A 14,671-nucleotide genomic window follows, 5' to 3' on the forward strand; every position below is an offset into this window, starting at 1 on the left:
AGGCGCCCCGCGGGGCGCCTTCCCTCCAGCCCGGTGCCCTACGGCAGGTTGCGGGCCATGACGATGCGCTGGACCTGGTTGGTGCCCTCGTAGATCTGCGTGATCTTGGCGTCGCGCATCATGCGCTCCACCGGGTAGTCGCGGGTGTAGCCGTAGCCGCCGAGGAGCTGGACGGCGTCGGTGGTGACCTCCATGGCGACGTCCGAGGCGAAGCACTTGGCGGCGGCGCCCAGGTAGGTGAGGTCGGCGTCGCCGCGCTCGGAGGCGGCGGCGGCCTGGTAGGTGAGGGCACGGGCCGCCGAGATCTTCATGGACATGTCGGCGAGCATGAACTGGATGCCCTGGAAGTCGGCGATCGCCTTGCCGAACTGCTTGCGCTCCTGGACGTAGCCCTTGGCGTAGTCGAAGGCGCCCTGGGCGACACCGAGGGCCTGGGCGGCGATGGTGATGCGGGTGTGGTCCAGGGTCTTCATGGCCGTCATGAAGCCGGTGCCCTCCTCGCCGATCATGCGGTCGGCGGGGATGCGGACGTTGTCGAAGTAGACCTCGCGGGTCGGGGAGCCCTTGATGCCGAGCTTCTTCTCGGGGGCGCCGAAGGAGACGCCCGGGTCGGACTTCTCGACGACGAAGGCCGAGATGCCCTTGCTCCGCTTCTCCGGGTCGGTGACGGCCATGACCGTGTAGTACTCGGAGACGCCCGCGTTGGTGATCCAGCGCTTCACGCCGTTGAGGACCCAGTGGTCGCCGTCGCGGACGGCCTTGGTCTTCATGCCGGCCGCGTCCGAGCCCGCCTCCGGCTCGGAGAGGCAGTACGAGAACATCGCGTCGCCCTTGGCCAGCGGGCCCAGGTACTTCTTCTTCAGCTCCTCGGAGCCGGAGAGGATCACCGGGAGCGAGCCGAGCTTGTTCACGGCGGGGATGAGGGAGGAGGAGACGCAGGCGCGGGCCACCTCCTCGATCACGATGACCGTGGCGAGCGCGTCGGCGCCGGCGCCGCCGTACTCCTCGGGGACGTGCACGGCGTGCAGGTCGTTGGCGACGAGGGCGTCGAGGGCCTCCTGCGGGAAGCGGGCCTCCTCGTCCACCGCCGCGGCGTACGGCGCGATCTTCGCCTCGACCAGGGCGCGGACGGCGTCCCGGAGCATGTCGTGCTCCTCGGACGGGCGGTACAGGTCGAAGTCAGCCGATCCGGCCACGGTCTCTCACGCTCCAAAGACGCAGTGATACTGACGCTAATTACCGTTAAGTAACTCAAATTTTAGAGCCCTGCTGACAACCCGCCTACGTGAGCTTGGTGACAGCGGGAAAGTTGCCCGGTGCGCGGCCCGACTATGCTCGGGCCCGCATCACCGACGACCCCGCAGCTGGAGCATCCATGAGCCTGAAGATCACCGTGATCGGCACCGGCTACCTCGGCGCCACGCACGCCGCGGCCATGGCCGAGCTGGGCTTCGAGGTGCTGGGCCTGGACGTCGTACCGGAGAAGATCGCCATGCTGGAACGCGGCGAGACCCCGATGTACGAGCCGGGGCTCGGGGAGCTGCTGCGCCGGCACGTGGCGGGGATCGAGGGGTCCACCGGGCGGCTGCGGTTCACCATGGACTGGGCCGAGGCCGGCGCCTTCGGCGATGTGCACTTCGTGTGCGTGAACACCCCGCAGAAGCACGGCGAGTACGCCTGTGACATGAGTTACGTCGACTCCGCGATCGCCTCCCTCGCCCCGCATCTGCACGGCCCGGCCCTGGTCGTCGGCAAGTCGACGGTGCCGGTGGGCTCCGCCGAGCGGCTGGCCGCCTACCTCGCCGAGCATGCCCCGGCCGGCGGCGACGCCGAGCTGGCCTGGAACCCGGAGTTCCTGCGCGAGGGCTTCGCCGTCCAGGACACCCTGCACCCGGACCGGATCGTGGTCGGGGTGCGCAGTGAGCGGGCCGAGAAGCTGCTGCGCGAGGTGTACGCCGGGCCGGTCGGCGAGGGCACGCCGTTCGTCGTCACCGACTTCCCGACCGCCGAGCTGGTGAAGACGGCCGCGAACTCCTTCCTCGCCACCAAGATCTCCTTCATCAACGCGATGGCCGAGGTGTGCGAGGCGGCCGGCGGTGACGTGGCGAAGCTCGCGGAGGCCATCGGCCACGACGACCGGATCGGCCGCAAGTTCCTGCGCGCCGGGATCGGTTTCGGCGGCGGCTGCCTGCCCAAGGACATCCGGGCGTTCATGGCCCGCGCCGGTGAGCTGGGCGCCGACCAGGCGCTGACCTTCCTGCGCGAGATCGACTCCATCAACATGCGCCGGCGTGGCCAGATGGTGGAGATGACCCGGGAGGCGCTCGGCGGCGGCTCCTTCCTCGGCAGGCGGGTCGCGGTGCTCGGCGCCACCTTCAAGCCCGACTCGGACGACGTCCGCGACTCGCCCGCGCTGAACGTGGCCGGCCAGATCCACCTCCAGGGCGGCCAGGTGACCGTGTACGACCCGAAGGGCATGGACAACGCCCGCAAGGTCTTCCCGACGCTGGGCTACGCCGACTCGGCGACGGCGGCCGTCCGGGGCGCCGACGTCGTCCTGCACCTGACGGAGTGGCAGGAGTTCCGCGAGCTGGACCCGGCGGCGCTCGGCGAGGTGGCGACGGCCCGGGTGATCCTCGACGGCCGCAACACCCTCGACCCGGAGCTGTGGCGGCGGGCCGGCTGGACGTACCGGGCCATGGGACGGCCGACGGCCTGAGCACCCGCGGCGACACCGGTTCGGCCGAGGCTCAGTCGGCCGAACCGGTGTCTGTGCGCATTCTGCACCACGCGGCTGCGGCTCACGCGCCCTTCGTCCGGTAGCGGCGCATCTTCTCGCGGGCGCCGCACACCTGCATCGAGCACCAGCGGCCCCGTCCGGCGGGGCTGCGGTCGTAGTACGCCCAGTGGCAGGTCTGGGCCTGGCACGCCTTGAGCCTGGTCCAGGTGCCGGCGACCAGCGCCTCGGCGACGGCGGCGGCGACCCGGGAGAGCAGCGGGCCCGCGTCGGCGGGGGCGAGGCGGGCCGCGCCGTCCCGCTCGTCGACGGCGACGTACAGCGGGGCCCGGGCCAGCAGGGTGCCCAGCGGGGTCACCGCGCGGTGCGGCGGGTGGCCGGCGTGGGCGAGCAGCACGGCCCGCAGCGACTCCCGCAGTTCCCGGGCGTCGGCCAGCCCGGCCTCCGGGACCCCGAGGCGTTCACGGCCCTCCGGCGTGTCGAGCGAGTCGGCGCCGGTCTCCATGTCCAGCGTGTTGACCAGGGACTCGATCAGGGCCAGGCCGCCGGGAGCGGCCGATCTCTCGCTCATGCTTGCGACGTTACCCCCGATGCGGGAGCATGCAGTAACGGTTACCGGTTACCCGTCTCTACAGGTAACGCATGGAGGAGGTAGTCATGGCTCTCGCGAAGTTCGGTGTCGTGGTCCTGGACTGTCCCGACCCTCGGGCGCTGGCCGGCTTCTACGCCGGTGTGCTGGGCGGCACGGTGGAGGGCGAGGGCGACTGGGTGGACCTGAAGGTGCCCGGCGGGCCGCAGCTGGCCTTCCAGGAGGCGCCCGGGTTCGTGCCGCCGGAGTGGCCGGCGGCGGACCGCTCGCAGCAGTTCCACCTGGATCTGCTGGTGGAGGACCTGGACGCGGCGGAGAAGGGGGTGCTGGAGCTGGGCGCGCGGCCACTGGACACGGAGGACCGCGAGCGGAGCTTCCGTGTGTACGCCGACCCGGCCGGGCACCCGTTCTGTCTCTGTGCCGGCTGATCCCGAGGAGACGTACATGGCGTCCGTGGCCCGTTTGCGCAACGTCGTGCTCGACTGTCCCGATCCGCACGCGCTGGCCGCCTTCTACGCGGCGGTGGCCGGAGGGACCCCGGAACCGGAGGACGACGACTGGGTCGTCCTCCAGGTGCCGGACGGGCCGCGGCTGGCCTTCCAGCGGGCCGAGGGGCACACCCCGCCGGAGTGGCCGCGCGCCGACCGCAACGGCCAGCAGCTCCATCTGGACTTCGACGCGGGTCCGACCTGGGCGGACATCGACGCGGCGCACGAGCGGGTGCTCGCGCTCGGCGCCCGCCCGCTGGACCTGGCGGACCGCGAGTCGAAGGATTTCCAGGTGTACGCCGACCCGGCCGGGCACCCGTTCTGCCTGTGCCGGATCGAGCGGTCCTGACGGCCTGGGCGGCACCCGGGGAGCACCTAGGGGCCCCCTCAAGGGCGCCCTAGGGGGCGGCGTCCAGCTCGGTGATGCGCGCGTGTGATGCCCGGCGCTGCTGCGTCGCCCGGGCCGTGAAGTCCGCGCTGCGCAGGACCCGCTGCACGTTTCTCCAGGTCAGCAGGGACAGTTCGGTCTCGGACCAGCCGCGCCGGAGCAGCTCGGCGATCAGGTGGGGATAGCGGGAGGTGTCGGCGAGGTCCCGGGGGTGGACGACCCCGGAGTCGTACGTGCCGGACAGGCCGACGCACTCGGGTCCGGCGACGTCGCGGATGTGGTCGAGGTGGTCGGCGACGTCCGGGACGGCCGGGCCGGTCTGCTCGGCGGTCAGCGGCACCATGCACAGCCCCTTCGCCTCCCCCAGGGCGGCGAGGAGATCGTCGGGCAGGTTGGCCGGGTGCGGGCGCCGGGCGCGGGCGGCGGAGCGGCTGCACAGCACCGGGGTCTTGGACAGGGCGATGGTCCGCGCCGCGGTGGCCGGGGAGGCGCCGGAGACGTCGGCGAGCACTCCGAGCCGGTTCATCTCGCGCACCACCTCCTCCCCGAACCGGGTCAGCCCGGACTCGCCCGCCCAGGCGGTGCCGGCGAGGGTGAGCACGCGCAGCCCGAGGGCGTGCAGGACGCGCAGGATGCCGAGGGAGTCGTCCAGCGCGGCACCGGGCGCGGGACCCGGCACCACGGCGACCCGGCCGCAGTTGCGGGCGTCGATGACCTGCCCGGCGGTGCCCACCAGCCGCAGCCCCTCCGGGTGGGACTCGACCACCGTGCGCACCAGGTCCAGCTGCTCCAGGGCCGCCGTCACCGCACGCTCGCCGCCCGTCTCCCCGGACAGGTGCAGCGACCAGAACAGCGCGCCGACGTGCCCCTCGCGCAGCCGGGGCACGTCCGTGTCGATGGCGGCCTCGCCCAGCTCCAGGTCGTACCAGGGCAGATGGCGCAGCGCCCAGGGCAGTCCGCTGTAGCCGTCGGCGACCGGGTGTTCGGCGAGCAGGGCGTGTGCCCGCTCCAGCAGCTCGCCGGCCGGCCGCCGGTCACCGAAGAGGTCGTCCGGCAGGCCGTCGTCCGCCCCGATCTCGACCGTGGCGGGGATGTCGTCCTGGAGGTCGGCCATGGCGGGCTCCGTACGTCGTCGGCGGCTACGGCGTCTGTTGCCGGCGTACCGACACGGTCGCACGGAGCGCGGGGAACCTCCCGGTGGGCGGTGCGTTCGGGGGTACGCCGGTCAGCCGGTCCCGGCCGGGCCGTCCAGCGCCTCGATGGTGGCCAGGGACGACGCCCGGGTGGTCTGGAGATCGCGGGCCACGTCCTCCGCCGCGCCCAGCACGCGCGCCGCGTTCTGCCAGGTCAGCTTGGCCAGGTCGGCCTTGGACCAGCCGCGCGTGAGCAGCTCGGCGAGCAGGTTCGGGTAGCCGGAGACGTCGTCCAGGCCGTCCGGGGTGAACGCGGTGCCGTCGTAGTCGCCGCCGATGCCCAGGTGGTCGATGCCGGCCACCTCGCGCATGTGGTCCAGGTGGTCGGCGACCGTGGACACCGTGGCGACCGGGCGCGGGTTGCGCTCCTCGAAGGCCCGGTGGACCCGCATCGCCTCGGGACTGGTGTCCAGGTGGTGCAGGCCGTGGGCGCGCATGTTCTCGTCGGCGGCCACCGTCCAGTCGACGGCGGCCTGGAGCACGAACTTGGGCACGAAGGTGACCATGGCCACGCCGCCGTTGGCGGGCAGGCGTTCCAGGACGTCGTCGGGGATGTTGCGGGGGTGGTCGCACACCGCGCGGGCGGAGGAGTGCGAGAAGATCACCGGCGCGGAGCTGGCGTCCAGCGCGTCCCGCATCGTCGTCGCCGCCACGTGGGAGAGGTCGACGAGCATGCCGAGCCGGTTCATCTCCCGGACGACCTCGCGGCCGAAGGCGGTCAGACCGCCCGCCTTCGGCTCGTCGGTCGCGGAGTCCGCCCAGTCCACGTTGTCGTTGTGGGTGAGCGTCAGGTAGCGGACACCCAGCGCGTACAGGCCGCGCAGGGTGCCGAGGGAGTTCGCGATGGAGTGGCCGCCCTCGGCGCCCATGAGCGAGGCGATACGGCCCTCCCGGCGGGCCGCCTCCAGGTCCGCGGCGGTCAGCGCGGGCGCCAGGTCCGCCGGGTAGCGGTCCAGCAGCCGGCGGACGCAGTCGATCTGCTCCAGCGTCGCCGCGACCGGATCGGGCTCCTCGCAGGACACGTACACCGACCAGTACTGGGCGCCGACCCCGCCCGCGCGCAGCCGCGGCAGGTCGGTGTGCAGGTGCCCGCTCCGGTCGCCGGCGATGTCCAGGGCGTCCAGGTCGTAGCCGGCCTGCTTGCGCAGGGCCCAGGGCAGGTCGTTGTGCCCGTCGACCACGGGGAACTCGCGCAGCAGCGCGCGGGCTTCGTCCAGGGCGGCCACGGCGCTCACTTCCCGAAGCCGAAGCCGCTCGCGCCCTCGACCTTGGCGCGCAGTCGCTTCCCCTTCTCGGTCGCCTGGTCGTTCAGATCCTGCTGGAAGTCGCGCATCCGGTGCAGCAGCTCCTCGTCGTGCGCGGCAAGCATCCGGGCCGCGAGGAGACCGGCGTTGCGGGCACCGCCGACGGAGACCGTGGCGACCGGGACACCGGCCGGCATCTGCACGATGGAGAGCAGCGAGTCCATGCCGTCCAGGTACTTCAGCGGCACCGGCACACCGATGACCGGCAGCGGGGTGACGGAGGCGAGCATGCCGGGCAGGTGGGCGGCACCGCCCGCGCCCGCGATGATCACCTTCAGGCCGCGGTCGGCGGCCTGCTCGCCGTACGCGATCATCTCGCGGGGCATGCGGTGCGCGGAGACGACGTCGACCTCGTAGGAGATCTCGAACTCGTCCAGGGCCTTGGCGGCGGCCTCCATGACGGGCCAGTCGGAGTCCGACCCCATGACGATGCCAACAACAGGGCTCATTCGGTGATGGTGCCTCTCAGGTAGCCGGCTGCGTGACGGGCGCGCTCCAGCACGTCGTCCAGGTCGTCGCCGTAGGTGTTGACGTGTCCGACCTTGCGACCGGGCTTCACGTCCTTGCCATACATGTGGATCTTGAGCTTGGGGTCGCGGGCCATGCAGTGCAAGTACGCGGAGTACATGTCCGGGTAGTCGCCGCCGAGGACGTTGACCATCACGGTCCACGGAGCGCGCGGGCGCGGGTCGCCCAGCGGCAGGTCCAGGACCGCGCGGACGTGGTTGGCGAACTGCGAGGTGATCGCGCCGTCCTGGGTCCAGTGGCCCGAGTTGTGCGGGCGCATCGCCAGCTCGTTGACGAGGATGCGGCCGTCGCGGGTCTGGAACAGCTCGACGGCGAGGTGTCCGACGACGCCGAGTTCCTTGGCGATGGTCAGGGCCATCCGCTCGGCCTTCAGCGCCAGGGTCTCGTCCAGGTCGGGCGCCGGGGCGATGACCGTGTCGCACACGCCGTTGACCTGCCGGGACTCGACCACCGGGTAGGCGACGGCCTGGCCGTGCGGGGAGCGTACGACGTTGGCGGCCAGCTCGCGGACGTAGTCGACCTTCTCCTCGGCGAGGACCGGCACGCCCGCCCGGAACGGCTCGGCGGCCTCCTCGGCGGAGTCGACGACCCACACGCCCTTGCCGTCGTAGCCGCCGCGGACCGTCTTGAGGACGACCGGGAAACCGTCACCCTCCGCCGCGAACCGGACCACGTCCTCCGGGTCGCTCACGATCCGGTGCCGTGGGCAGGGGATGCCGATCGCGTCGAGCTTGGCGCGCATCACCCCCTTGTCCTGGGCGTGCACGAGCGCGTCGGGCCCGGGGCGCACGGGGATGCCGTCCGCCTCCAGGGCGCGCAGGTGCTCGGTGGGCACGTGCTCGTGATCGAAGGTGATCACGTCACAGCCGCGCGCGAACTCGCGGAGCGTGTCCAGGTCGCGGTAGTCGCCGATGACGACATCACCGACGACCTGCGCCGCGGAATCCTGGGGAGTGTCACTGAGGAGCTTGAACCTGATGCCCAACGGGATGCCCGCCTCGTGCGTCATACGCGCGAGCTGCCCCCCGCCGACCATGCCGACTACCGGGAACGTCACACCCCTAGCGTATCGGCCACGGGAAGGCGGCCGGATCCCGTCCCGCTACGCGGTCTCTCACCCAGGGCTTTCCCGGCTCTTTCCGACGTGTTTCCGCGCCCTGGCCCGGTCCACGGGCACCGGAGGGCCCGCGCGGCTAGCATGGCTGGGGCGACGAAACCTACCGACGGGAGCTGCACAGCCATGGAACCTCGTTCCTCGGGGCTGCAACGGCTCGTACGCGAGGTGGCCAAGTTCGGGGCCGTCGGCGGCGCCGGCGTCCTCGTCAATCTCGGCGTGTTCAACCTGGTCCGGCACGTCTCCGACCTGCCGGTGGTGCGGGCCAGCATCATCGCGACCGTCGTGGCCATCGCCTTCAACTACGTGGGCTTCCGCTACTGGACGTACCGGGACCGCGACAAGAGCGGGCGCACCCGGGAACTCACGCTGTTCCTGCTGTTCAGCGCGGTCGGCCTGGTGATCGAGAACGGTCTGCTGTTCCTGGCGACCTACGGCTTCGGCTGGGACAGCCCGCTGCAGAGCAACATCTTCAAGTTCGTCGGCATCGGCGTCGCGACGCTGTTCCGGTTCTGGTCGTACCGCACCTGGGTGTTCCGGGCGCTGCCGGCCCGGGAGGCCGTGGCACGCGCGGAATCGATTCTGGAGCAGGAGTCGAAGAAGCCGAAGCAGGCGCCGCGGCAGCGCGTGCCCTGAGGCGCCCGTGACGGGACCGCTCAGCGGACCGTGGGCGCCCGGTCCTCGTCCGGCTTGCGCGGCGGGGGCGTGCGCGAGAGGAACAGCCCGAAGATCGGGGGCTGCGGCTGGAGCAGCTCCAGCCGGCCGCCGTCGGCCTCGGCGAGGTCGCGGGCGACGGCCAGGCCGATGCCCGTGGAGTTCCGCCCGCTGATCGTCCGCTCGAAGATCCGCGCGCCGAGGTCCGCCGGTACGCCCGGTCCCTCGTCGGTGACCTCGATGACGGCCTGGTTGCCGGTCACCCGGGTGCGCAGGGCGACGGTGCCGCCGCCGTGCATGAGCGAGTTCTCGATCAGCGCGGCCAGCACCTGGGCGACCGCGCCCGGGGTGCCCACCGCCGTCAGATGCCGCTTGCCGGAGCTGACGATGGCCCGGCCGGCGCTGCGGTAGGCGGGCCGCCACTCGGCGAGCTGCTGCTGGATGACCTCGTCCAGGTCGAAGGTGACGGCGGAGCCGGTGCGCGGGTCGCGGGAGTTCGTCAGCAGCCGCTGCACGACGTCCGTCAGCCGCTCGACCTGGGCCAGCGCGATGGTCGCCTCCTCCTTCACCGTCTCCGGGTCGTCGGTGAGGGTGATCTCCTCCAGCCGCATGGACAGCGCGGTCAGCGGCGTACGGAGCTGGTGGGAGGCGTCGGCCGCGAGACGTCGCTCGGCCGTCAGCATGCGCCCGATCCGCTCGGCGGAGGCGTCCAGCACATCGGCGACCCGGTCCAGCTCGGGGACGCCGTACCGCTTGTGCCGCGGGCGCGGGTCGCCGGAGCCGAGCCGTTCGGCGGTCTCGGCGAGGTCGGTCAGCGGGGAGGCCAGCCGGTTGGCCTGCCGTACGGCGAGCAGCACCGCCGCCACCACCGCCAGCAGCGCGACCAGCCCGATGATCACCAGGGTCCGGCCGACCTCACGGGTCACCGCGGAGCGGGGCTCCTGCACGGTGACCGTCTCGCCCTCCTCGCCGCGCTGCGTGTACTGGATGGTGTCGCCCTCGGGCTTGCTGCCGATCTCGATGGGCGGCTTGCCGGGCATGCGGATGACCGCGTACTGGTCCTTGCTGACCGGGTTGCGCAGGACGTCCGCGTTGACGTTCTCGGAGGCGAGGATCCGGCTGTCCACGATGCTGGCCAGCCGCACCGCCTCCGACTCCACCCGCTCCTGGGCGCTCTCGCTGATCGTCCGGGTCTCCACGATCACCAGGGAGACGCCGAAGACGGCGATCACCACGAGGACGACGGCGAGGGTGGACTGGATGAGACGGCGGCGCATGATCCGTTACCTGGGGAGATCGCTGGGGGCCCGGACTCAGCTCTTCTCGAAGCGGAAGCCCACGCCGCGCACCGTCGCGATGTACCGGGGGTTCGCCGCGTCGTCGCCGAGCTTCTTCCGCAGCCAGGAGATGTGCATGTCGAGGGTCTTGGTCGACGACCACCACGTGGTGTCCCAGACCTCGCGCATCAGCTGGTCCCGGGTCACCACCCGGCCGGCGTCCCGCACCAGCACCCGCAGCAGGTCGAACTCCTTCGCCGTGAGCTGCAGCTCCTCGTCGCCCATCCACGCCCGGTGCGACTCGACGTCGATGCGCACCCCGTGCGTGGCCGGCGGCTGCTGCGGTTCGGCCGAGCCGCGCCGGAGCAGGGCCCGCACCCGGGCGAGCAGTTCGGCGAGCCGGAAGGGCTTGGTGACGTAGTCGTCGGCGCCCGCGTCCAGGCCGACGACGGTGTCCACCTCGTCGGCCCGTGCGGTCAGGATGAGGATCGGGACCGTGTGGCCGTCGGCGCGCAGCCTGCGGGCGACCTCCAGGCCGTCCATGCCGGGCAGGCCCAGGTCCAGCACGACCAGATCGACGCCGCCCTGCATTCCGGCGTCGAGTGCGGCGGGTCCGTCCTCGCGCACCTCGACCTCGTAACCTTCCCGGCGCAGTGCGCGGGCCAGCGGCTCCGAGATGGACGCGTCGTCCTCGGCGAGCAGTACACGGGTCATGAGGTGATGGTAGACCGCCCGGGTGTGGCGCCGGGGCGGGATGGGCGCCCCGGTCTCTTACCTTCGCACCCCTCTGGTACGAACCATTGACCTGAGGATGCGATCGTATAACTGACCTTCGAAAGGGGTTGCGCGGTTCCCGCGACACCTGTGATCCGCGTCTCAAGTCCTTCCATATCCGGCAGTGTCCTGCCGTATGGTGACCTGAACGCCTGTAGTACACCGGGGACCTTTGGCGGGAAGTCGACGCTGAAGGTCTCTTTTGTGTACGGGCTGACCAAGGTCACCCTTGATCGGCCTTGAAAGGAATGACCTCTGGCCGGGCTCCGGACGCAGCGACGCGTCGTGGGGCGTGGATCCCGGTGGTCGCCGTCCGCCGCTCCGTGATCCGGGGCGGACTCCCCCCTGGGCGTGGGGGTGGACGCCCGACCCGCCGGTGCCGGCCGCACCCTCACGGGCGCGCGCTCCCCGGGCTCTCGACTTCGCGCGAGCAGGGGACCCCCGAGCGCACGCCCCGACCAGCAAGGAACGACCATGGCGTCCAGCCTGACGAAGGACTCGGTCCGACCGGGCACCCCCGGTTCCGAGAAGACCTTCTTCGGCCACCCCCGCGGCCTGGCCACTCTGTTCATGACCGAGATGTGGGAGCGTTTCTCCTACTACGGCATGAGGGCCCTGCTCCCGCTGTACCTGGTGGCCCCGGGTGGCCTGAACCTGAGCGCGGGCACGGCGAGCGCGATCTACGCGGTGTACCTGTCGCTCGTGTACCTGCTCGCCCTGCCCGGCGGCTGGTTCGCCGACCGTGTGCTCGGCCCCCGCAAGACGGTCGCCGTCTCCGGCATGATCATCATGCTCGGCCACCTGTGCCTCGCGCTGCCCGCCGCGGCGAGCTTCTACGTCGGCCTGGTGCTGGTCGCCATCGGTTCGGGTCTGCTGAAGGCCAACATCTCCACGATGGTCGGCCACCTGTACAACGGCCCGGAGGACCCGCGCCGGGACGGTGGCTTCACGCTCTTCTACATCGGCATCAACCTCGGTGCCTTCGTCGCCCCGCTGGTCATCGGCACCGTCGGTGAGAACGTCAACTGGCACCTGGGCTTCGCGCTGGCCGCGCTCGGCATGGCGCTGGGCCTCGCCCAGTACCTACTCGGCGGACGCCACCTGAGCGCCAGGAGCAGCGAGGTCCCGACCCCGCTGACGCCCGCCGAGAAGGCGGCCACCCTGCGCAAGGGCCTGATCTGGCTGGCCATCGCCGTGGTCTTCTACGGCATCGTCGGCGGCACCGGCCACTTCACCCTGAACTGGGCGCTGATCCCGCTCACCCTCATCGGCCTGATCGTGCCGATCCTGGTCATCTCCCGGATCCTGCGCGACAAGGAGCTGGAGGCGGCGGAGCGCTCCAAGGTCTCGGCGTACGTCTGGTTCTTCGTGGCCGCCGCCGTCTTCTGGATGATCTACGACCAGGGCGGTTCGACCCTGTCGCTGTTCGCCAAGAAGAGCGCCGACAACTCGATCTTCGGCTGGGAGTTCCCGGTCTCCTGGTACCAGTCGGTCAACCCGGTCATGATCATGGCGCTGGCGCCGGTCTTCGCCTGGCTGTGGCTGTGGCTGAACCGCCGCGGCAAGGAGCCGAGCACGATCGTGAAGTTCGCCTCCGGTCTGGTGCTGGTGGGTGCGTCCTTCTTCGTCTTCCTCGCCCCGCTGTCGATCGCGGAGGGCGGTCACAAGGCCGCGGCGATGTGGCTGGTCGGGATCTACTTCGTGCAGACCGTCGGTGAGCTGACGCTGTCGCCGGTGGGTCTGTCCGTGACGACGAAGATGGCGCCGAAGAAGTACGCCTCGCAGATGATGGGCGTCTGGTTCCTCGCGGTGACCGCGGGCGACTCGGTCACGGCGCTGCTGTCCAACCCGGCCGTCGGCGGTGTCAACCTCGACCGGATGGGCTTCGTCGGCCTGGAGGCCGCGCTCGCCGTGGTCGCGGGTGTCGCGGTGTGGATGTACCGCGGCAAGGTGAAGAAGCTGATGGGCAACGTGAACTAGGCATCGCGCCTCATCCGAGAGGGCCGCCGCATCCGGACGGATGCGGCGGCCCTCTCGCGTGCGGGAGCTTTCGCGCGCGCTTCCGGCCGGCTAGCGCGTCCTTCGCCTCGGCAGCGCCGTGAAGAGCGCCGCGCCGAGCAGGATCGCCGTGCCCGCGACCAGGCCCAGGGCCTTCAGCGTGCCGTGGTCGCCGGCGCCGGTCTCGGCGAGGCCGCCGGAGCCGGAGGTGCCGGTCCCGCCCGACGCGGCGGAGCCGCCCGAGGTGGAGGTGCCGCCCGACGCGGAGGTGCCGCCCGCGGCGCCGCCCGGCTGCTCGGTGGTGTCCAGGCGGAGCGAGACGGCCGTCTTCGTCGGCGTGCACGTCGTGGTCGTACCGAGCGCCTTGACCGTCAGCACGCCCGGGGACAGCGTCGAGGTGCCGCTCGCGCCGGGTGTGTAGGTGCCGGTGAGGTCGGGGATCTCGATCGGCTGGCCGGCCTTGACGGGGCTCGCGTTCGCCGGTCCCTCCACGTGCACCGTGCCCTTGTCCGCGCCGCCCAGCACCACCTCCATGGACGGCTTCACGGAGTCCTTCGGGATCTCGGCGGGGCTGTCCATCACCGACTTCTTGAACCGCACCGTCAGGGCGTAGCTCCCGCCGTCCTTCCGCGCGTCGATCTGCACCGGCGAGGTCGCGCTCCTGTCGCCGATCGGGGTCTTGCAGGCGTACGGGATCTGCACCTCCTTGCCGGTGAACTCGGTCCGCCCGGTGCCGCCGGTCGCCGTCGGGGTGGCGGGCCGCGTGGGCGTCGTCGACCGCGTGGGCGTCGGACCGGTCGTGCCGCCGCCCGCCGTCACCTGGATCGTCGCCGCCTTCTGGACGGTCTCCTTCGGCGTGCACCGGGTGTCGGTCGACATCGCGTTGACGGTGTACGCGTCCGGCGTCAGGGTCACCTCGCCGGGCGCCGTCAGCTTCAGGCTGCCCTTCATGCCGGACAGCACCATGGCGCCGCCCTTGGGGATGGCGGGGTTCTCCCGCGGGCCCCGCAGGGTCACGTCGGCGGTCTGCGCGCCGGCCGCCTTCAGCACGCCGGACGGCTGGACCGAGTTCGCGGGCAGGTCGATGATGTCCGGGTTCCTGGACGCGGCCTGGACGAACGTCCACCCGATGTCCACCGTGTCGCCCACCTCGGCCGTCGCCGGCGCGGTGATCTCGACCTTCGTGGTGCCGTCGACGGGGTCGATGCCCGCGGGCGGCACGCAGTGGGTGGCGTACGACACCTCGGCCGCCCGTGCCGGGGCCACCGCCGGGCCCAGCAGGACGCCCGCCGCACAGAGCACCAGCAGGGCGCCCGTGCTCCCGGCCGCTGTGCCTCTCCTTCGCATGCTCACGTCGGTCCCTTCGTGGTGGGGGTGGTGGGAGTCGCAGGACTCGCCGGGCTGTCGTCGTGCGGTGCGGAGGACCGGCCGGCCGGGCCGCCCGGAGCGGAGTCCGGGGTGAACCACGGCAGGGTCGGAGTCGGGGCGGCCCGGCCGCCCCGACTCCGACCCTGCCGTGGTTCACCCCGGACTCCGCTCCGGGCGGCCCGGCCGGCCGGTCCTCCGCACCGCACGACGACAGCCCGGCGAGTCCTGCGACTCCCACCACCCCCACCACGAAGGGACC

Annotated in this window: 14 protein-coding genes; 5 read left to right on the forward strand and 9 right to left on the reverse strand. The window is 71.8% G+C overall.

Annotated elements, in window-relative coordinates; genetic code table 11:
* Positions 1 to 38: 38 nt before the first annotated feature.
* Positions 39 to 1,196, reverse strand: coding sequence for an acyl-CoA dehydrogenase (locus CCN44_RS22150; RefSeq protein WP_059251123.1), 1,158 nt, complete (start codon positions 1,194 to 1,196; stop codon positions 39 to 41).
* Between the two features lie 179 nt (positions 1,197 to 1,375).
* On the opposite strand from CCN44_RS22150, the gene CCN44_RS22155 reads away from it, so the two are divergent.
* Entirely contained in the window at positions 1,376 to 2,719 is a 1,344-nt protein-coding gene (locus tag CCN44_RS22155; RefSeq protein WP_059251122.1) for a UDP-glucose dehydrogenase family protein, read from the forward strand.
* 82 nt (positions 2,720 to 2,801) lie between these two features.
* On the opposite strand, the gene CCN44_RS22160 is transcribed toward CCN44_RS22155, so the two are convergent.
* Positions 2,802 to 3,308: a CGNR zinc finger domain-containing protein gene (locus tag CCN44_RS22160; RefSeq protein ID WP_086698888.1), complete on the reverse strand. Its 507-nt coding sequence runs from the start codon at positions 3,306 to 3,308 to the stop codon at positions 2,802 to 2,804.
* Between the two features lie 86 nt (positions 3,309 to 3,394).
* Here CCN44_RS22160 and CCN44_RS22165 point away from each other — a divergent pair, with 86 nt between their 5' ends.
* Complete coding sequence (locus CCN44_RS22165; protein WP_059251119.1) at positions 3,395 to 3,754, forward strand: VOC family protein; 360 nt, start codon at positions 3,395 to 3,397, stop codon at positions 3,752 to 3,754.
* Between the two features lie 16 nt (positions 3,755 to 3,770).
* Complete coding sequence (locus CCN44_RS22170) at positions 3,771 to 4,163, forward strand: VOC family protein (RefSeq protein WP_059251116.1); 393 nt, start codon at positions 3,771 to 3,773, stop codon at positions 4,161 to 4,163.
* A 49-nt stretch (positions 4,164 to 4,212) separates the two neighbouring features.
* Here CCN44_RS22170 and CCN44_RS22175 read toward each other — a convergent pair whose 3' ends face one another.
* From CCN44_RS22175 to CCN44_RS22190, 4 genes are all read right to left on the reverse strand, one after another.
* Positions 4,213 to 5,316, reverse strand: coding sequence for a dipeptidase (locus CCN44_RS22175; protein WP_086698890.1), 1,104 nt, complete (start codon positions 5,314 to 5,316; stop codon positions 4,213 to 4,215).
* 111 nt (positions 5,317 to 5,427) lie between these two features.
* A complete protein-coding gene (locus CCN44_RS22180; RefSeq protein WP_086698901.1) occupies positions 5,428 to 6,621 on the reverse strand; it encodes a dipeptidase in 1,194 nt (397 codons plus the stop codon).
* 5 nt (positions 6,622 to 6,626) lie between these two features.
* A complete protein-coding gene (gene purE, locus CCN44_RS22185) occupies positions 6,627 to 7,148 on the reverse strand; it encodes a 5-(carboxyamino)imidazole ribonucleotide mutase (protein ID WP_079081056.1) in 522 nt (173 codons plus the stop codon).
* Positions 7,145 to 8,284 (reverse strand): 5-(carboxyamino)imidazole ribonucleotide synthase, encoded by a 1,140-nt coding sequence (locus tag CCN44_RS22190; protein ID WP_086698894.1) that lies wholly within the window; start codon positions 8,282 to 8,284, stop codon positions 7,145 to 7,147. Before CCN44_RS22190 ends, purE begins: the two co-directional genes overlap by 4 nt.
* 183 nt (positions 8,285 to 8,467) lie before the next feature.
* On the opposite strand from CCN44_RS22190, the gene CCN44_RS22195 reads away from it, so the two are divergent.
* Positions 8,468 to 8,977, forward strand: coding sequence for a GtrA family protein (locus tag CCN44_RS22195; RefSeq protein WP_059251108.1), 510 nt, complete (start codon positions 8,468 to 8,470; stop codon positions 8,975 to 8,977).
* Between the two features lie 20 nt (positions 8,978 to 8,997).
* On the opposite strand, the gene CCN44_RS22200 is transcribed toward CCN44_RS22195, so the two are convergent.
* Both CCN44_RS22200 and CCN44_RS22205 read right to left on the reverse strand, forming a co-directional pair.
* Complete coding sequence (locus CCN44_RS22200) at positions 8,998 to 10,272, reverse strand: ATP-binding protein (RefSeq protein WP_059251106.1); 1,275 nt, start codon at positions 10,270 to 10,272, stop codon at positions 8,998 to 9,000.
* Between the two features lie 36 nt (positions 10,273 to 10,308).
* Entirely contained in the window at positions 10,309 to 10,986 is a 678-nt protein-coding gene (locus CCN44_RS22205) for a response regulator transcription factor (protein WP_030615631.1), read from the reverse strand.
* 534 nt (positions 10,987 to 11,520) lie between these two features.
* On the opposite strand from CCN44_RS22205, the gene CCN44_RS22210 reads away from it, so the two are divergent.
* Positions 11,521 to 13,026 carry a peptide MFS transporter gene (locus CCN44_RS22210; protein ID WP_059251104.1) on the forward strand — a complete coding sequence of 502 codons (1,506 nt, stop codon included), beginning with the start codon at positions 11,521 to 11,523 and terminating at the stop codon, positions 13,024 to 13,026.
* Positions 13,027 to 13,116: 90 nt separating this feature from the next.
* On the opposite strand, the gene CCN44_RS22215 is transcribed toward CCN44_RS22210, so the two are convergent.
* Entirely contained in the window at positions 13,117 to 14,391 is a 1,275-nt protein-coding gene (locus CCN44_RS22215) for a hypothetical protein (protein WP_086698897.1), read from the reverse strand.
* Between the last annotated feature and the right edge of the window lie 280 nt (positions 14,392 to 14,671).

The organism is Streptomyces tricolor, assembly GCF_002155905.1.
Classification (GTDB): domain Bacteria; phylum Actinomycetota; class Actinomycetes; order Streptomycetales; family Streptomycetaceae; genus Streptomyces; species Streptomyces tricolor.